General features: G+C 62.0%; 19 protein-coding genes. 4 read left to right on the forward strand and 15 right to left on the reverse strand.

All coding sequences use genetic code 11. The features are described from left to right. The first annotated feature begins 209 nt into the window (after nt 1-209). Nucleotides 210-1,160, forward strand: a complete 951-nt coding sequence (locus PseAD21_RS02465) for a DnaJ C-terminal domain-containing protein (RefSeq protein WP_102354469.1) — start codon at nt 210-212, stop codon at nt 1,158-1,160. 23 nt (nt 1,161-1,183) lie between these two features. After that, nucleotides 1,184-1,489, forward strand: a complete 306-nt coding sequence (locus tag PseAD21_RS02470; RefSeq protein ID WP_102354351.1) for a chaperone modulator CbpM — start codon at nt 1,184-1,186, stop codon at nt 1,487-1,489. A 123-nt stretch (nt 1,490-1,612) separates the two neighbouring features. Here PseAD21_RS02470 and PseAD21_RS02475 read toward each other — a convergent pair whose 3' ends face one another. The 7 genes from PseAD21_RS02475 to PseAD21_RS02505 all read right to left on the reverse strand — a co-directional run bounded on the left by PseAD21_RS02475 (nt 1,613) and on the right by PseAD21_RS02505 (nt 7,342). After that, the gene (locus PseAD21_RS02475; RefSeq protein WP_102354352.1) at nt 1,613-2,740 is read right to left on the reverse strand and encodes a sensor histidine kinase KdpD; all 1,128 of its coding nucleotides are present in this window, start codon (nt 2,738-2,740) and stop codon (nt 1,613-1,615) included. Between the two features lie 157 nt (nt 2,741-2,897). Next, nucleotides 2,898-4,598, reverse strand: coding sequence for an urease subunit alpha (gene ureC, locus PseAD21_RS02480; protein WP_102354353.1), 1,701 nt, complete (start codon nt 4,596-4,598; stop codon nt 2,898-2,900). Between the two features lie 53 nt (nt 4,599-4,651). Then, on the reverse strand, nt 4,652-4,960 hold the full coding sequence (locus tag PseAD21_RS02485) for an urease subunit beta (RefSeq protein ID WP_102354354.1): 309 nt from the start codon (nt 4,958-4,960) through the stop codon (nt 4,652-4,654). Further along, nucleotides 4,957-5,493 carry a GNAT family N-acetyltransferase gene (locus PseAD21_RS02490; RefSeq protein ID WP_102354355.1) on the reverse strand — a complete coding sequence of 179 codons (537 nt, stop codon included), beginning with the start codon at nt 5,491-5,493 and terminating at the stop codon, nt 4,957-4,959. Before PseAD21_RS02490 ends, PseAD21_RS02485 begins: the two co-directional genes overlap by 4 nt. 6 nt (nt 5,494-5,499) lie before the next feature. Next, nucleotides 5,500-6,033, reverse strand: coding sequence for a GNAT family N-acetyltransferase (locus tag PseAD21_RS02495; protein WP_102354356.1), 534 nt, complete (start codon nt 6,031-6,033; stop codon nt 5,500-5,502). A gap of 9 nt (nt 6,034-6,042) precedes the next feature. Continuing rightward, entirely contained in the window at nt 6,043-6,345 is a 303-nt protein-coding gene (gene ureA, locus PseAD21_RS02500) for an urease subunit gamma (RefSeq protein WP_003221215.1), read from the reverse strand. 157 nt (nt 6,346-6,502) lie between these two features. Further along, nucleotides 6,503-7,342, reverse strand: coding sequence for an urease accessory protein UreD (locus tag PseAD21_RS02505; RefSeq protein ID WP_102354357.1), 840 nt, complete (start codon nt 7,340-7,342; stop codon nt 6,503-6,505). Here PseAD21_RS02505 and PseAD21_RS29430 point away from each other — a divergent pair. Together PseAD21_RS29430 and PseAD21_RS02510 are read left to right on the forward strand one after the other, a co-directional pair. Then, nucleotides 7,341-7,574 carry a hypothetical protein gene (locus PseAD21_RS29430; RefSeq protein WP_146011255.1) on the forward strand — a complete coding sequence of 78 codons (234 nt, stop codon included), beginning with the start codon at nt 7,341-7,343 and terminating at the stop codon, nt 7,572-7,574. The genes PseAD21_RS02505 and PseAD21_RS29430 overlap by 2 nt on opposite strands. Nucleotides 7,575-7,592: 18 nt before the next feature. Further along, nucleotides 7,593-8,933 (forward strand): DUF4329 domain-containing protein, encoded by a 1,341-nt coding sequence (locus PseAD21_RS02510; RefSeq protein ID WP_102354358.1) that lies wholly within the window; start codon nt 7,593-7,595, stop codon nt 8,931-8,933. Nucleotides 8,934-8,960: 27 nt separating this feature from the next. Here PseAD21_RS02510 and urtE read toward each other — a convergent pair whose 3' ends face one another. The 8 genes from urtE to PseAD21_RS02550 all read right to left on the reverse strand — a co-directional run bounded on the left by urtE (nt 8,961) and on the right by PseAD21_RS02550 (nt 17,627). Continuing rightward, on the reverse strand, nt 8,961-9,659 hold the full coding sequence (gene urtE / locus PseAD21_RS02515; RefSeq protein WP_102354359.1) for an urea ABC transporter ATP-binding subunit UrtE: 699 nt from the start codon (nt 9,657-9,659) through the stop codon (nt 8,961-8,963). A 45-nt stretch (nt 9,660-9,704) separates the two neighbouring features. Continuing rightward, nucleotides 9,705-10,577 (reverse strand): urea ABC transporter ATP-binding protein UrtD, encoded by an 873-nt coding sequence (gene urtD, locus PseAD21_RS02520; RefSeq protein WP_102354360.1) that lies wholly within the window; start codon nt 10,575-10,577, stop codon nt 9,705-9,707. Next, on the reverse strand, nt 10,574-11,653 hold the full coding sequence (gene urtC, locus PseAD21_RS02525) for an urea ABC transporter permease subunit UrtC (RefSeq protein WP_102354361.1): 1,080 nt from the start codon (nt 11,651-11,653) through the stop codon (nt 10,574-10,576). The genes urtD and urtC overlap by 4 nt, the downstream gene beginning before the upstream one ends. Then, complete coding sequence (gene urtB, locus PseAD21_RS02530) at nt 11,653-13,155, reverse strand: urea ABC transporter permease subunit UrtB (RefSeq protein WP_102354362.1); 1,503 nt, start codon at nt 13,153-13,155, stop codon at nt 11,653-11,655. The genes urtC and urtB overlap by 1 nt, the downstream gene beginning before the upstream one ends. A gap of 143 nt (nt 13,156-13,298) precedes the next feature. Continuing rightward, nucleotides 13,299-14,564, reverse strand: coding sequence for an urea ABC transporter substrate-binding protein (gene urtA / locus PseAD21_RS02535; RefSeq protein ID WP_102354363.1), 1,266 nt, complete (start codon nt 14,562-14,564; stop codon nt 13,299-13,301). A 323-nt stretch (nt 14,565-14,887) separates the two neighbouring features. Further along, the gene (locus PseAD21_RS02540) at nt 14,888-15,898 is read right to left on the reverse strand and encodes an iron ABC transporter permease (RefSeq protein ID WP_102354364.1); all 1,011 of its coding nucleotides are present in this window, start codon (nt 15,896-15,898) and stop codon (nt 14,888-14,890) included. Continuing rightward, entirely contained in the window at nt 15,895-16,842 is a 948-nt protein-coding gene (locus PseAD21_RS02545; protein ID WP_102354365.1) for an ABC transporter substrate-binding protein, read from the reverse strand. The genes PseAD21_RS02540 and PseAD21_RS02545 overlap by 4 nt, the downstream gene beginning before the upstream one ends. Next, nucleotides 16,839-17,627, reverse strand: coding sequence for an ABC transporter ATP-binding protein (locus PseAD21_RS02550; RefSeq protein WP_102354366.1), 789 nt, complete (start codon nt 17,625-17,627; stop codon nt 16,839-16,841). Before PseAD21_RS02550 ends, PseAD21_RS02545 begins: the two co-directional genes overlap by 4 nt. Between the last annotated feature and the right edge of the window lie 69 nt (nt 17,628-17,696).

Consider the following 17,696-nt stretch of genomic DNA (forward strand, 5'->3'; position numbering starts at 1 on the left):
ACGACTAAGCTTCTTGAAAGTCGCAGCTTCGCCCCAAACTTGCTGGCATGGGCCGGCAGACATACCGGCGGTCGCAAGAACCGTCGTCCACTGCCGATAAACTTCTGCTGCGCCACCCGGTCACAAGTTTGAGATCGGTCAACCCGGCACGCGCGAATGAGCGCATGCTGGCCTCGGCGCGAAATCGATAACGGATGGTGATTCCTTCGATGGACTTCAAAGACTATTACAAGATACTCGGCGTGGAGCCGACAGCGGACGACAAGGCGATCAAGGCGGCCTATCGCAAGCTGGCGCGCAAATACCACCCCGATGTCAGCAAGGAAAAAGACGCCGAGGCCAAGTTCAAGGACGCCTCGGAAGCTTATGAAGCGCTGAAAAGCGCCGACAAACGCGCCGAGTACGACGAACTGCGCCGCTACGGCCAGCACGGTCAGCCGTTTCAGGGGCCACCGGGCTGGCAGAGCCGTGGCGGCTTTGGCGGCGGCGGTGGCGACACCGGCGACTTCTCGGACTTCTTCAGTTCGATCTTCGGCAATCGTGGCCCCGGTTTCGGTGGCGGCGAAGGTCGGCAACAACGCAGTGCAGGGCGCCGAGGGCAAGACGTGGAAATGGAACTGCCGATCTTCCTTGAGGAGACGCTGTCGGACGAGTCGAAGAAAGTCAGCTTCCAGATCCCGCAATACAACGCCAATGGTCAGCACGTCAGCAACACCAGCAAGAGCCTGAACGTGAAGATCCCGGCGGGCGTGACCGACGGCGAGCGCATCCGCCTCAAGGGGCAGGGCGCGCCTGGCATTGGAGGCGGGGCCAATGGCGACCTGTACCTGACCATTCGCTTTGCGCCGCATCCGAAATTCGATGTCGAAGGCGAAAACCTGATCATCACCCTGCCTCTGGCGCCGTGGGAACTGGCGCTGGGTGCCGAGGTGGCCGTGCCGACCCTGACCGGCAAGATCAACCTCAAGGTCCCGGCCGGCAGCCAGAACGGCCAGCGCATGCGCGCCAAGGGGCATGGCTTGAAAAACAAGGCCGGTGAGCGCGGTTATCTGTTCGTGCAGCTCAAAGCCGTGATGCCGAAAACCTCGGACGATGAGGTCAAGGCGCTGTGGCAGGAACTGGCGAAGAAAGCCGCCTTCAATCCGCGAGAGAACTTCTGAACCCGACGACGGAGTAGCCCATCATGAGCAGCCCCCTGATCGTTCAACTGGACCTGGCAGAATTCTGTGAGGCGGCCGACTTGTCGGACGTCTACGTGATCGAAATCGTCGAACACGGCATCCTCGAACCTCAGGGCGCGCAGCCCCGGGAATGGCGCTTCACCGATTACGAGCTGAGTCTGGCCAAGCGCGCCGCCAAGTTGCGGCGCGATCTTGAGCTTGAGTGGGAGGGCGTCGCCCTGGCGCTCGATCTGCTTGAAGAAGTGCAGGAGCTGCGGGCCGAGAACCGGATGTTGCGCCAGCGTTTGGGGCGGTTGGTGGTCGAGTAGTCTGTCTGATGTTTATCGGTTGCTTGATCGGGCCTCTTCGCGAGCAAGCCCGCTCCCACATGTGATCACGGTCTCCTGTGGGAGCGGGCTTGCTCGCGAAGAACGATAACGCGGTAAGCCTGCTTAAACCGTTCTGGGCAACACCACACTGAACAACGTCCCGTCAGCCGCGCTCGAGCTGACTTCGATCGTCCCGCCATGCGCGGTGACCACTTCCTTGACGATAAACAGGCCCAACCCGAGGCTGGTCGACGGCTGCCCGAGTTCTTCGTCGGCGCTGCGCACCAACGGGTCGAAAATCGTGCCAATGGCTTCTTCGGAAATCGGCGGGCCATAGTTATGCACCGACAAACACACACTGTCGCCCTCGCCGCTGAGTGTGAGGGTTACGTCGCGATTGTTCGCACCGTGCTGCAGCGCATTGCCGATCAGGTTTTGCAGGAGCTGATCGAGCCGTCCGGCATCCCAGGTACCGCGCGTGTCGCCGTTCACCTTGAGCTTCGGATCGCACTCCGGATTGCCGGCGCACGCCTCGGCAATCGCCGCCCGTGCGGCATTGGCCAGGTCCATCGGCGCCGGTTCGATCGGCAGGCTTCTGCCCAGTCGACTGCGCACCAGTTCCAGCAGGTCGCTGACCATCACTGCCATGTGCCGCGCGCCGCGCTTGATGTGCAGGGCGCAGGTCAGGGCATCGCCTTCAAGGCTGGCTTTGCGCAGCAGCAACTCGGTGGACATGCTCACCGCTTGCAGCGGCGCACGCAGGTCGTGGCCGAGGATGGCGAGGAAGATGTCCCGCGAGCGATTGACCTGTTCGGCGTAGGCCGCAGTCGATTCGGCCAGCGCTTCATCAATGGCTTCGTTGAAGCGGATCATGTCCTGGAAATAGGTCATGTCCGGCGAGTCGAGGCTGTTGACCCACAGGCGGATCACGCAGGCACGCAGATGGCGGAACTCGGAGGTCATCTGCACCAGATCGAAACCCACGGTGTGGCGCAGCTCGCCATGGCTGGCGCCGGCCTCGTCCAGGCTTGGGGTCTTTTCCGGGCCTTCGCCCTTGGCTTTGGCAGCCTGTTCGTCAGGGCTCTGCGGTTTGTTCATGTCGCGGGCGGCGGCCCGCAGAATGGCACTGGCGTGATCGCGCAGCGCGGCGGAATCCAGATAGTCGGCGGCCGGCGTGATGGTCGCGGCAAACTGTTCCCATTCATCGACGATAGGGTCGATGTTGGCCACGATGAACTCGGAAAGACGCATGGGCAGTACCTGAAAATAGGTGGCGCGAATCGAATAGTAGTCCCTTTGGCGGGAAATACACGATCAGTTGCAGCGGCGGTTTTGCGCGCCCATGAAAAAGGCCCCGGGTCTGTGCGCAAGGCACGGACCCGGGGCCTTTTACCGTGTGTCGGCGGCCTCAGAACAAGAAGTAGCGCTGGGCCATCGGCAGGGTTTCAGCCGGTTCACACCACAGAAGCACACCGTCGGCCTTGACCTGATAAGTCTGCGGGTCGACATCGATGTTCGGCAGATAGTCGTTGTGGATCAGGTCGGTTTTCTGCACCTCGCGGCAACCTTTGACCACGCCGATTTTCTTCTTCAGGCCCAGGGCCTCCGGCAGTCCGGCCTCCAGGGCCGCCTGGCTGATGAACGTCAGGCTGGTGGCGTGCAGCGAGCCGCCGTAGCTGGCGAACATCGGGCGGTAGTGCACGGGTTGCGGTGTGGGGATCGACGCGTTGGCATCGCCCATGAGGCTGGCGGCAATCGCGCCGCCCTTGAGAATCAACGTCGGCTTCACGCCAAAAAACGCTGGACGCCAGAGCACCAGATCGGCCCATTTGCCAACTTCGATCGAACCGACTTCATGGCTGATGCCGTGGGTGATCGCCGGGTTGATCGTGTACTTGGCGATGTAGCGTTTGGCGCGGAAGTTGTCGTTGCCTTCGCCGTCCTGAGGCAGCGGGCCGCGCTGCTTTTTCATCTTGTCGGCGGTCTGCCAGGTGCGCGTGATGACTTCACCGACGCGGCCCATGGCCTGGCTGTCGGAGCTGATCATCGAGAACGCGCCGAGGTCGTGGAGGATGTCTTCGGCGGCAATCGTTTCGCGGCGGATGCGGCTTTCGGCGAACGCCACGTCTTCGGCGATGCTCGGGTCGAGGTGGTGGCAGACCATCAACATGTCGAGGTGTTCGTCGATGGTGTTGCGGGTGAACGGCCGGGTCGGGTTGGTCGAACTCGGCAATACGTTAGGGAAACCGCAGGCCTTGATGATGTCCGGCGCGTGGCCGCCACCGGCACCTTCGGTGTGGTAGGTATGGATGGTGCGGCCCTTGAACGCGCCGAGAGTGGTTTCGACGAAGCCCGATTCGTTGAGGGTGTCGGTGTGGATCGCCACCTGCACGTCGTACTGGTCGGCGACACTCAGGCAGTTGTCGATGCTCGCCGGGGTGGTGCCCCAGTCTTCGTGCAGCTTGAGGCCGATGGCGCCGGCCTTGACCTGCTCGATCAACGGCTCCGGCAGGCTGGCGTTGCCCTTGCCGGTGAGGCCGATGTTCATCGGGAACGCATCAGCGGCCTGGAGCATGCGCGCCAGGTGCCACGGGCCGGAAGTGCAGGTGGTGGCGTTGGTGCCGGTCGCCGGCCCCGTGCCGCCGCCGATCATGGTGGTGACGCCGCTCATCAGCGCTTCCTCGATCTGCTGCGGGCAGATGAAGTGGATGTGCGTGTCGATGCCGCCGGCGGTGAGGATCATGCCTTCACCGGCGATCACTTCGGTGCTGGCGCCGATAGCGATGGTCACGTTCGGCTGCACGTCCGGGTTGCCGGCCTTGCCGATCGCGGCGATGCGCCCGTCCTTGAGGCCGACGTCGGCCTTGACGATGCCCCAGTGGTCGATGATCAGCGCGTTGGTAATCAGCGTGTCGACCACTTCGGCGGCCAGCAACTGGCTCTGGCCCTGGCCGTCGCGGATCACTTTGCCGCCGCCGAACTTCACTTCTTCGCCGTAGGTGGTGAAGTCTTTTTCGACTTCGATCCACAGCTCGGTGTCCGCCAGGCGCACCTTGTCGCCGACGGTGGGGCCGAACATGTCGGCGTAGGCTTGCCGGGAAATCTTCATTTCAATTCCTTGCAAAAATTGATCGTTCCCACGCAGAGCGTGGGAACGATCAGTCAGTCGAGGTTGCCCATGATTCGCCCGGCAAAACCGAACACCCGCCGATGCCCGGCATATTCGACCAGTTCGATTTCGCGGCTCTGCCCCGGCTCGAAGCGCACGGCAGTCCCGGCTGGAATATTCAGGCGCATGCCACGGCTGGCGGCGCGATCAAAGATCAGCGCATCGTTGCTTTCGAAGAAGTGATAGTGCGAACCGACCTGGATCGGCCGGTCGCCGCTGTTGGCGACTTTCAGGTTGACGGTGCGGCGGCCGACATTCAGTTCGATGTCGCCGGGCTGGATCTGGTACTCGCCGGGAATCATGGCCGGGCTCCTTGCAGAATCTTGTAGTAGAGGGCGGTGGCCCGATACGTACCGTGCGGGTTGCAGGCGTAATCAGGTATTTCACCGGCGCGGGTGTAACCCAGGGCTTTATAGAAATCTTCAGCCGGCGAACCAGCTTCTGTGTCGAGGTAGAGCATGCCGCGCTTGTGCTTGGCCGCTTCGAGTTCCAGTGCATTCATCAATTGCTGACCGAGGCCGCGCCGGCGCGCCTGTTCGCGCACCAGCAGTTTCTGCACTTCGGCGCGATTGAGGCCGTTGGCCTTCTGGCACAGGCCCAGCTGCACGCTGGCCTGCACCTCTTCATCCTTGACCACCACCCAGAGCAACACGCTGCCCTTGTTCACCTGTTGCTGAACATCATCGAAATAGGCGCGCGCCTGGGCGGCATCGAGGTCGGCCATGAAACCGACGCTGGCGCCATAGCCCACGGCGTCGAGCAGCAGATCAATCAGGCCCTGACGATAGTGCGCAAAACTTTCCGCATTGACGCGTCGCAGTTGGGCGGGGTTCATCGCGTGTCACTCCTTGTTGGCGACCGGCGGCTGTGCGCCAGGATTGAGGGTCAGTTGCATGAACGTCAGGTCGAGCCAGCGGCCGAACTTGGTGCCGACCTGCGGCATTTGCCCGGTGATGCTGAAACCGGCGCGCTCGTGCAGACGAATGGAGGCGACGTTGCCACTTTCGATGGCGGCGACCATCACGTGCTTGCCGCAGGCTTTTGCCCGCTCGATCAGCGCGTTCATCAATTGCGGGCCAATGCCGTTGCCGCGCTGGTCGCTGCGCACATAGACCGAGTGCTCGACGGTGTGGCGGAAACCGTCGAACGGCCGCCAGTCACCAAACGAAGCGTAGCCGAGCACGCCGTTGTCGGCGTTGACGATCACCAGAATCGGGTAGGCCTGGGCCTGGCGGGCGCTGAACCAGGCCTGGCGGTTGCCGAGGTCGACCGCCGATTCGTTCCAGATCGCCGTGGTGTTGAGCACCGCGTCGTTGTAGATGTCGCGGATCGCCGGCAGGTCGGCGTGCAGGGCATCGCGAATGGTGTAGGGCATGGCGCGGCCTCAGACGATCGGTTGGTGGACGGTGACCAGCTTGGTGCCGTCGGGGAATGTCGCTTCGACCTGGATCTCCGGGATCATTTCCGGGATCCCCTCCATCACTTGCTCGCGGCTCAGCAGGGTGGTGCCGTAGTGCATCAGCTCGGCCACGGTCTGGCCATCCCGGGCACCTTCAAGCAGCGCTGCGGAGATGTAGGCCATGGCTTCCGGGTAGTTGAGCTTCACACCGCGCGCCAGTCGACGCTCAGCGACGAGGCCGGCGGTGAAGATCAACAGTTTGTCTTTTTCGCGTGGGGTCAGGTCCATTGTGGGTATCCATCAGGGCAGATTGAAAAGGGTCGGGACTGTTGGCATAGATCCCTGTGGGAGCGAGCCTGCTCGCGAATACGGGCTCACATGCAGTACATGTGTTGGCTGACAGGAGGCTTTCGCGAGCAGGCTCGCTCCCACATTAAAGTGCATTTCAGGTGTTCCAGATTCGTGGGGGCTGGGCGTCGCGACCTAGCAGGGCGGGTCTGAGCAAACGCCATAAATCAATGAGCCAGGCGCGGGCCAGCAGTGCCTCGCTCGCCAGGCAGCGGGCAACCAGCAATCCGGGCAACTGCGTCAGATCCCCTCGCACCTCATGGCCCAGCGAACGACACCGCTCCAGCATCTCGGCATCGATTTCACCGGTGACCAGCAACGTCGCAAATACCGGGCTGCCATCCAGCCCGATGGGCGAATCAAGCAACCCGTCATTGCCGCTGATGCGCTGGCGCTCATGCCAGAGCAAGCGGCCGTCGCGGCGAATATCCAGGCGCGCCTGAAAATGTCCGAGGTCGAAACGCTCGCCACTGGCCGGGCGACCCAGCGCCACCACGTCCCAGTAGAACAGCCGCGCATCACCCCGCAGATCAATTGAAGTCGTGAGTTCAGCCTGTGCCGCGCTGTAGATGATGGTTTCCTGGGGGAGCCATTCCAGCGTCGCCCCGGCCGCCACCTGCAAATCGAGATTTTGATAAGCCGGCCCGCTGGCGCGATACCACTTGGCCGCGCCAGGGCTGGTGATCTGTGCCCAGGCGTGCGATTCGACGCGGGCACTGATGCTCAGCCGGTCACCGCCGGCGATCCCGCCCGGTGGGTGGACGATGATGTGCTGGCAGACTTCAGGTCCTTCGGCATAAAGATGCTTCTGCACTCGCAAGGGGCCTTTATGCCGGCGCAGGACCGGTCGCGTGGCGTCGCCGATTCGGGCGTAGCCCAATTCAAGTTCAGCAAGCCAACTGGGGGTGAACAAGGCGCTGGAAGCAGGAAGAGTCATGGTCGATGCTTATTGTCTGGTCGTCACGATGTCTGCAAAGGCTGTGCCGCAGGGCATCGCAACAGAAGGTGGCCGGTGGTCATTCTGGCGCACCAATGAAAGGCGCATCATGAAATGTAGTGCAACAAAACGGTGCCAACTGCGTTTTTTGCCATACATATGTACCGCATGCGGCTCTGCTGAAGAACTCAATATCCAGGCGTACGCCCCGCTTCCTCTGTGGGGTGACTGAGCATCCTGGAGTTTGTTGATGACCGCCCATACAGATCGTGAAAGTGCACGGCGCCTGCTAGAGCAGCTTGCCAATCACTCCCTTGAAAAAAAGCCTGCGTCTGCACCGGTTCTACCCCCTGTCAGCCAGCCCTTCATTAACGAAGACGATGCCGCGTACTGGCTTCATCAACATGAGCGCCCGCTCGACAGAGAATACGGTGCGCTTGTTTTGCAGCGCGCGGATGGCCGGTTTGTTGCGACAACGCCGATTCACGGTGAAGCGATGAGCTTTGACCTCGAGCGTTTGCTGGATTTCGACCCGCTGACCCAGGTCATCAGCCATCCAGCGGGTTACCGTTGCGTAGGTCGATGGCACAGCCACCTGGATATCCACGCCAGAGTGGCCAAGGCCAACCCGACCTTCAACGAGGCTCAGGTCAGGTTGTTCAACGCGCTGCCGTCGATGCCGGATGTCCATGGCGCATTCAACCATCGGGATTTTTTCAAACACAATTATGTGTCCGGGCCTTCTGGTTCGCTGCTGGCTTATTCCATCAATCCACCGGACTCACCCTACAGTCCCGTCTTCCGAATGGGCCGCACGCCTGAGGACATGGTCAGGCGGATCGCGGCCATCGGCCATATCCGTATCCTGGATCCAGGCACACTTTGGGACGGATGGCGGGGGCCGATCACGGCTCAGTGGATTCCCTATCAACCGGCCACACCGGGGCCTCCTGTAATCCAGCCATTGTTCACCGGTATTTTCCAGGACCCGGTTTCGGCGCTGAACGATGCCTTGCTTCGTGTGCCCTCCATCCCGGAGCACCTGCGCGTGGGATTCATCCTCAAGCATCGCGACCGCGACGAATACGTTGCGACAGTGCCGTTGCAACGGGCTGATGGTTTGCTGGCAATCGAACAGGTGTTTCCCGCCGTGGCGGGAGGCTTTCTGTTACCCGGCGATCAGACACTGGCGGGGGTATATCTGGGACCGGAGCTACTGGGCACGCGACTACCGCCGGAGCAGTCTGAAATGTACCGACAGTTTTTCTCGCCCCGGTCACTGCTGTTCAGTCTTCAGCAGGGCAAAACCTCAGGTCTGGTGGACAGCACCCGGGGCTTTTGCGTATTCCGCCGGACCCCGGACGGCGCATTGCTGAAGTATCACAGCACGTTCTCGAGCGCCGAATCCATGATGTTCGAAGCGGATGGTTCGATGGGCGCCAACATCGACAGGTACTTGCTTGAGGGGCACATGACCGCCAGATTTTTTGTTCGGCGTGTGGCGGCAATGGGCACGCTGACTGTCGAGAAAACCAGCCCGTATTGGGATGTAGCGGGGCCGGTGGGCAAGGGTTGGCGGCCATACGGGTAATAGCGATGACGGCTGACGACGTGCAGCTCAGATCGTCACCAGACCGCGTACCCCTTCGGCTTCCATATTCTCACCGCGCCCCTGCTGCACGATTTCGCCTCGGGACATCACCAGATATTGGTCGGCCAGTTCAGCGGCGAAATCGTAGAACTGTTCCACCAGCAAAATCGCCATGTCACCACGGGCCGCAAGTTTCTTGATCACCGCACCAATCTCCTTGATCACCGACGGCTGAATGCCTTCGGTGGGTTCGTCGAGGATCAACAAACGCGGGCGGCTGGCCAGTGCACGACCAATCGCCAGTTGCTGTTGCTGGCCGCCGGACAGGTCGCCACCGCGACGCTGCTTCATTTGTAGCAGCACCGGGAATAATTCGTAGATGAAACCTGGGACTTGTTTCGCTTCGCTGCCGGGAAATCGTGACAGCCCCATCAGCAGGTTTTCTTCCACCGTCAGCCGGCCGAAGATTTCCCGGCCCTGGGGCACATAGGCGATCCCGGCGTGTACGCGCTGGTGTGGCTTGAGCGTGGTGATCGCTTTGCCTTCCCAATTCACCGCACCTTCCTTGGCCGGCAGCAGGCCCATCAGGCATTTGAGCAGGGTGGTCTTGCCCACGCCGTTACGCCCGAGCAGGCAGGTGACTTCGCCGACCTTCACGTCAAAGCTCAGGCCGCGCAGGATGTGGCTTCCGCCGTAGTACTGGTGCAGCTTGTCGACTTGCAGCATTTCCAGATCTCCTCAAATCCACCTGTGGGAGCGGTGTTTGCAGTTTCAGCGGCCGAGGTAAACCTCGATCACGCGCTCGTTTTCCTGCACTTGTTCCAGCGAGCCTTCGGCCAGCACGCTGCCCTGATGCAGCACAGTCACGTGGTCGGCAATCGAGCCGACAAAGCCCATGTCGTGCTCCACCACCATCAGCGAATGCTTGCCGGCCAGCGACTTGAACAGCTCGGCGGTGAACTCGGTTTCGGCATCGGTCATGCCCGCCACCGGTTCGTCGAGCAATAACAGTTGCGGGTCTTGCATCAGCAACATGCCGATCTCCAGAAACTGCTTCTGGCCGTGGGACAACAAACCCGCCGGGCGATTGACCGACGTGGTGAGGCGGATGGTCTCCAGCACTTCACTGATGCGATCGCGCTGCTCGCCGCTCAGGCGTGCACGCAAACTGGCCCACACTGACTTGTCGGTTTTCTGCGCCAGTTCCAGGTTTTCAAACACGCTGAGGGCTTCGAACACTGTCGGTTTCTGAAACTTGCGGCCGATCCCGGCCTGGGCTATCTGCACTTCGCTCATCTGCGTCAGGTCGAGTGTTTCACCGAACCACGCTTTGCCATGACTGGGGCGAGTCTTGCCGGTGATCACGTCCATCAGCGTGGTTTTACCTGCGCCGTTGGGACCGATGATGCAGCGCAATTCGCCGACGCCGATGTACAGGTTCAGATTGTTCAGCGCCTTGAAGCCGTCGAAGCTGACGCTGATGTCTTCCAGGGTCAGGATCGTGCCGTGACGGGTGTTCAGCCCGGGGCCGACGCGCTGGCCGAGACCGAGCGAATCGCGGCTGGTGCCGGCGTCCTTGTTCGGCTCCAGTGGCGGGAAAAACGCCGGCTCCAGCATGAATTCAGCGCTCGCTGTCACTCTCATTGCTCACCTCGTTTCTTCAGCAGACCGATCACACCCTTGGGCAGGTACAACGTCACGACGATGAACAGCGCGCCGAGGAAGAACAGCCAGTATTCGGGGAAGGCCACGGTGAACCAGCTCTTCATGCCGTTGACTACACCGGCGCCGAGCAACGGGCCGATCAACGTTCCGCGTCCGCCGAGGGCGACCCACACGGCGGCTTCGATGGAGTTGGTCGGCGACATTTCGCTGGGGTTGATGATCCCTACCTGCGGCACGTACAACGCCCCGGCCAGGCCGCACAACACCGCGCTCAGGACCCAGACGAACAGCTTGAAGCCGCGCGGGTCGTAGCCGCAGAACATCAGGCGGTTTTCCGCATCGCGCAGCGCGGTCAGCACCCGGCCGAACTTGCTCTGCGCCGGGCGCCAGCCGATGAACAGGCTCGCCACCAGCAGCAACACCGTGGCCAGAAACAGCACCGCGCGGGTGCCCGGCTCAGTGATGCCGAACCCCAGAATCGTACGGAAATTGGTGAAGCCGTTGTTGCCGCCAAAACCGGTCTCGTTGCGGAAAAACAGGAGCATGCCGGCGAAAGTCAGGGCCTGGGTCATGATCGAGAAGTACACGCCCTTGATCCGCGATCGGAAGGCGAAGAAGCCGAACACCAGCGCCAGCAGACCCGGCGCCAACACCACCAGAAACATCGACCAGATAAAGCTGCTGGTGCCGCTCCAGTACCACGGCAGTTCCGTCCACGACAGAAAGGTCATGAACGCCGGCAAGCCATCGCCGGCGGCCTGACGCATCAGGTACATGCCCATCGCGTAACCGCCGAGGGCGAAGAACAGACCGTGGCCCAGCGACAGCAGGCCGGCATAACCCCAGACCAGATCCAGCGCCAGGGCGACGATGGCATAGCAGAGGATTTTGCCGACCAGCGTGAGGGTGTACGCCGAGACGTGCAGCGCATTGTCTGGCGATAACAGCGACAGCAGTGGCAGGGCAATCAGCAGCGCGAGAATCAGCGCTCCGACCGCGATCGTGACTTTCGGCCCGGCCTTTTGCGTGGCCGTGACTAACAGAGGCTGGTTCATCAGTCGATCACCCGTCCTTTCAGTGCGAAGAGGCCTTGCGGACGTTTCTGGATAAACAGAATGATCAACGCGAGGATCAGGATCTTGCCGAGCACCGCACCGATCTGCGGCTCAAGAATCTTGTTGGCGATGCCCAGACCGAACGCCGCGAGCACACTGCCGGCCAGTTGCCCGACGCCGCCGAGCACCACCACCAGGAACGAATCGATGATGTAGCTCTGGCCCAGATCCGGGCCGACGTTGCCGATCTGGCTCAGCGCCACGCCACCGAGGCCGGCGATACCCGAACCGAGGCCGAAAGCGAGCATGTCGACGCGTCCGGTGGGCACGCCGCAGCAGGCGGCCATGTTGCGGTTCTGGGTGACTGCGCGCACGTTGAGGCCCAGACGGGTCTTGTTCAGCAGCAGCCAGGTCAGCGCCACCACGAACAAGGCGAAGGCGATGATCACGATGCGGTTGTACGGCAGCACCAGATTCGGCAGCACTTGAATGCCGCCGGACAGCCACGCCGGATTCGCCACTTCAACGTTCTGCGCGCCGAACAGCAGACGCACCAGCTGGATCAGCATCAGGCTGATGCCCCAGGTGGCGAGCAAGGTTTCCAGCGGCCGGCCGTAGAGGTGACGAATCACCGTGCGCTCCAGCGCCATGCCGATTGCCGCCGTGACCAGGAACGCCACCGGCAGCGCGATCAGCGGATAGAACTCGATGGCTTGCGGGGCGTAGCGCTGGAACATCAACTGCACCACGTAGGTCGAGTAGGCGCCGAGCATCAGCATCTCGCCGTGGGCCATGTTGATCACCCCGAGCAGGCCGAAGGTGATCGCCAGACCGAGCGCCGCGAGCAGCAGGATCGAGCCGAGGGACATGCCGCTGAAGGCCTGACCCAACACTTCGCCGATCAGCAGTTTGCGCTTGACCTGAGCGAGGCTGGTTTCGGCGGCGGTGCGCACGCCGGCATCGCTTTCGACGCCAGGCTCGAGCAAGCCTTCGAGGCGGGTGCGAGCCAGTGGATCGCCGGTTTCACCAAGCAGGCGCACGGCGGCCAGACGCACCGCCGGTTCGGCATCCACCAGTTGCAGGTTGGCCAAGGCCAGGCTCAGGGCGTCGTGAACGCCTGGGTCTTTTTCGTCAGCCAGTTGCTGGTCGAGGAATTTCAGCTGCGCCGGTTTGGCGCTTTTCTGTAATTGCTGCGCGGCAGTCAGACGGGTTTTGGCGTCGGCGGCGAGCAATTGGTGGCTGGCCAGCGCGGTGTCGATCAGACCTCGCAGGCGGTTGTTCAGGCGCAGGGTTTTGGCTTGGCCGTCGATGGTCAGCTCGCCTTGTTGCAGGGCGTTGATCAGCTCGATACGGGCCGGATCGGGCTGCGCGGCCCAGGCTTCCAGCAGTTTGGCTTGCTGCACCGGGTTGGCGGCGACGAAGTCTTCGGCATCGCCGGCGTGGGCCAGCATCGGCAGCAACAGCGCGATGGCGAGAAGCAAGCGGTAAAGGGCAGTGGGCATATGCTTGGCCTTGCGTAGTGATCGTTCCCACGCTCCGCGTGGGAAGGCAGCCCGGGACGCTCCGCGTCCCCAAAGCGGACGCAGAGCGTCCGTTGAGGCATTCTCACGCAGAGCGTGGGAACGATCAGGTTGAGCGGGATGACTCAGTTGCTCTTCACCGCATAATCGGGCTTCTTGTCGTTGCCATCGATAAACGGACTCCACGGTTGCGCGCGGATCGGCCCTTCGGTCTGCCACACGACGTTGAACTGACCATCAGCCTGAATTTCGCCGATCATCACCGGCTTGTGCAGGTGGTGGTTGCTCTTGTCCATGGTCAGGGTGTAGCCCGACGGCGCGGCGAAGGTTTGGCCGGCGAGCGCTTCGCGGACCTTGTCGATCTCGGTGGACTTGGCTTTCTCGACCGCCTGCGCCCACATGTGAATGCCGACATAAGTGGCCTCCATCGGGTCGTTGGTCACCGCTTTGTCGGCGCCCGGCAGGTTGTGTTTCTTCGCGTAGGCCTTCCAGTCAGCGACGAACTTCTTGTTCACCGGGTTCTCGACCGACTCGAAGTAGTTCCACGCCGCGAGGTTGCCCACCAACGGTTTGGTGTCGATGCCGCGCAGCTCTTCTTCGCCCACCGAGAATGCCACCACCGGTACGTCGGTGGCTTTCAGGCCCTGGTTGGCCAGCTCTTTGTAGAACGGCACATTGGAGTCGCCGTTGACCGTGGAGATGACGGCGGTCTTGCCGCCAGCGGAGAATTTCTTGATGTTGGCGACGATGGTTTGATAGTCGCTGTGACCGAACGGGGTGTAGACCTCTTCGATGTCCTTGTCGGCCACGCCTTTGGAGTGCAGGAACGAGCGCAGGATCTTGTTGGTGGTGCGCGGGTAGACGTAGTCGGTGCCGAGCAGGAAGAAGCGCTTGGCGCTGCCGCCTTCTTCGCTCATCAGATATTCCACCGCCGGGATCGCTTGCTGGTTCGGCGCGGCGCCGGTGTAGAACACGTTCGGCGACATCTCTTCGCCTTCATATTGCACCGGGTAGAACAGCAGGCCGTTGAGCTCTTCGAACACCGGCAGCACCGATTTGCGCGACACCGAGGTCCAGCAACCGAACACCACTGCGACCTTGTCCTGGGTCAGCAACTGCCGGCCCTTTTCGGCGAACAGCGGCCAGTTCGACGCCGGGTCAACCACCACCGGTTCAAGCATCTTGCCGTTGACGCCGCCCTTGGCGTTGATCTCATCGATGGTCATCAGCGCCATGTCTTTGAGCGACGTTTCGGAGATCGCCATGGTGCCGGACAACGAATGCAGAATCCCGACCTTGATGGTCTCGGCGGCCTGAAGAGTCCAGGTCATGCCCATCGCGGCAATAGATGCCGTGAATGTGAAAGCCTTGATCAAACTGCGACGCTTCATTGTGCGATCTCCATGAGCATTTAATTTTTCTGGTTGGCAGATACGGACGACTGAAGGTGTGTTGTGCAAGGGCTGTGCCCGGTCGGGATCGGGCAGGGAAATGTCGGTTTAGAGCGGTTGCGCGTTGGCAGGGCGCACCATGAAGGAACGCGGGTGGAGCGTTGGTGCAGATGGCCGCGCCAGATTGGGGCGCGATTTCAAGGGCGACATTGTCCCCTGTAGGAGTGAGCCTGCTCGCGATAGCGTTCTGTCATCCGCATTGATGTCGAATGTGTCGCCGTCATCGCGAGCAGGCTCACTCCTACAAGTTGATCTGTGTTGGATCAGCGGCGGCGCATGAGGCCGATGAAGAACACGCCGCCGATGGCAGCGGTGGCGACGCCGATGGGCAGGTCTTCCGGCGCGATCAGGGTCCGGGCGGCGACATCGACCCACACCAGGAACAGGCTGCCGAGCAGCACACAGGCTGGCAGCAGGCGGCGATGTTCGGCGCCGACCAGGCGCCGGGCAATGTGCGGCACCATCAGCCCGACAAAACCGATCGAGCCGCTGATCGACACCAGCACGCCGGTCATCAACGAGGCGATCACAAACACCCGTAAACGCACCGACCGGGCATTCAGGCCGAGGGTCACGGCGGTCTGCTCGCCAGCCATCAGTGCGTTCAGCGGTCGGGCCATACCCAACAGCAAACCGAGGCCAAGCAGCACGCTCAGCGCCGGCACCGCCAGCAGTTCCCAGCGTGCCAGGCCGAGGCCGCCGAGCATCCAGAACATCACCGCCGAGCTGGCGCGGTGGTCGCCCATGAACAGCAGCAGGTTGGCGATCGCCATCATCACGAACGACACCGCCACACCGCATAACAGCAATCGGTCGCTGTCGAGCCGGCCCTGACGGTTGGCAATGCCCAGCACCAGAAACATGCTCAGCAACGCACCGATGAACGCGGCAATCGGCAAGGTCAGCAGGCCAACGATTTCACCAATGTGTAGCACCACGATCACCGCGCCCAACGTCGCGCCGGAAGTGACGCCGAGCAGGTGCGGATCGGCCAGTGGATTGCGCGTCACCGCTTGCAGCACCGCGCCGATCAATGCCAGCCCGGCACCGACCAATGCCCCGAGCAACATGCGCGGCACGCGGATCAGCCAGACAATGTGTTCCTGCCCGGCGCTCCAGCTCACGTCGCCGACGCCGAAGGCCTTGTGCAGCAGAATCCGCCACACCACCTCCACCGGCACCCGCGCCGGACCAAAGCCGAGCGACACCACGCATGACACCAGCAACACGGCGCCGAGGACGGTCAGCAACAGGGCGTAGCGACGGTCGATCATTCGCCGTGGAACCCCTTGGCCAGGGTTTGCACCGCCAGCACGTTATCGATCCCCGGCGTGGCCTGCACGTAAGGGATGACGATGAAACGCTGGTTCTTGATCGCGTCCACTGACTGCAGCGCAGGGTTCTTCAGCAGGAATTCGATCTTCTGCTCGGCGGTGATTTCGCTGTAGTCGACGATCACGATCACCTGCGGATTGCGTTCGACCACGGTTTCCCAGTTGACCCGGGTCCAGCTCGCGTCGACGTCATCGAGAATGTTGCGCCCACCGGCGGCATCGATCAGCGCTTGCGGCATGCCGAGGCGGCCGGAGGTCATGGCGCGGTCTTCGCCGCTGTCGTAGAGGAACACTCGCGGCTTGTCGGCGGGCAGGTCTTTGCGGATTTCGGCGACCTGCTGCTGCATGTCGGCGATCAGCGCGTTGGCGCGATCCTGTACGTCGAAGATCTTCCCGAGGTTGCGCAGGTCGTTGTAGGTGTCCTCCAGCGTCGCCGCCGGGCGCTTCATCACGAAGGCGCAGGATTCGGTCAGTTCATACACGTTGATGCCCAGCGGTTGCAGGGTATGCGGGGTGAGATCACCGCCGACGCGCATGCCGTAATCCCAGCCGGCGAAGAAGAAATCGACGTTGGCGTTGAGCAGGGTTTCCACCGACGGATATTTCGCGGCCAGCTCCGGCAAACCATCGAGCAGCGACTGCATCTGGGGCGTTACCGACTTCCAGCCACTGACGCCGCTGTACCCGGCCATGCGCGGCTTGAGACCGAGGGCGAGCATCATCTGGGTCATGTTGATGTCGTGACTGACCGCATGCTTCGGCGCCTCGCTGAAGCTCACTTCGCGGTTGCAGCTATGAATGGTCAGCGGGTATTTCGTGGCTTCGGCCAGGGCTTGAGCACTGCACAACAAAAGAGCGACGCAAAGCAGGGAACGCACAGTCATGGTCGGGTTATCCAGGTGATTCGCGGGTAGCCGTGGAGGGGGTGGGAATCGATCAAGGCTTCGACACCGAACACGCCGCGCAACAGTTCAGTGGTGAGCACCTCTTGCGGCGTACCGCTGGCGACGATGTGCCCGTGGTTGATCACGTAGAGTCGGTCACAGAACGCGGCGGCCAGATTCAGATCGTGGATGCTGGCGAGGGTGCCGATCTGCAGGCGCTTGACCAGTTGCAGCAGCTCGAGTTGATAACGCGGGTCGAGGTGGTTGGTCGGCTCGTCGAGGATCAGCAGTTGCGGTTGCTGAGTCAGGGCGCGGGCGAGGATCACTCGCTGTTTTTCACCGCCGGAAAGGGTGGCGAACGCGTGGTCTTCGAAGCCATCGAGGCCGACTGATTTGAGCGCTTGCGTCGCAAGATTGCGATCTTCCTGCGTGTCACCATCGAACAGGCCTTTGTGTGGTGTACGGCCCATGGCGACAACCTCTTCGACGGTCAGGCCGAAGGCATCGGGGAATTCCTGCAGGACCACGGCGATGCGTTGTGCGCACCAGCGTGAGGACTGCTTCCACACGTTGTGGTGATCGAGTCTGACCTCGCCGCTTTCCGGTTGGCTGAAGCGGTAGGCACAGCGCAGCAGGCTGGTCTTGCCGCTGCCGTTGGGGCCGATCAAACCGACAAACTCACCAGCGGCCACCTGCAACGAGGCGTCACGCAGCTGGAACTGGTGATGGCAGTGGCCGTGGCCCAGAGGTGTCCAGGCGAGGTTGGCGAGGTTTAGCGAGGTCATCACATTCCTGAGTTCAGTAAATCATTTGTGGCGAGGGGATTTATCCCCGATCGGCGGCGAAGCCGTCGC

It is taken from the genome of Pseudomonas sp. AD21 (assembly GCF_002878485.1).
Classification (GTDB): domain Bacteria; phylum Pseudomonadota; class Gammaproteobacteria; order Pseudomonadales; family Pseudomonadaceae; genus Aquipseudomonas.